Annotated in this window: 1 pseudogene; it reads right to left on the bottom strand. The window is 63.8% G+C overall.

Annotated features, from left to right (window positions below):
- Positions 1-218, bottom strand: a pseudogene (locus AF337_RS04240) (adenylate cyclase); the annotation flags it as partial.

Here is a 218-nt window from a genome sequence, read left to right as displayed (position 1 = left end):
CCGCCGTCTTGCCGTCGTTCAGCATGAACGCAGCAAGCGCTCGTGTCCCGTGATAGTAACCGCCGCCACCCGGATTGAGAACGATGGCCCGCTCAAGAAGTGCTGCCCCGCGAGCCCAATCCCCGCCCATCGCCACGCGTGTCCCGAACTCTCCAAGCAGTTCCGTGTCGTTCGGGTTGGTTGCGAGCGCCAGTTCGCCAACGCGTAAAGCCTCATCC

The sequence above is a fragment of the Rhizobium ecuadorense genome (genome assembly GCF_001187535.1).
GTDB classification, from domain to species: domain Bacteria; phylum Pseudomonadota; class Alphaproteobacteria; order Rhizobiales; family Rhizobiaceae; genus Rhizobium; species Rhizobium ecuadorense.
This window is presented reverse-complemented; position numbering and strand designations above follow the sequence as displayed.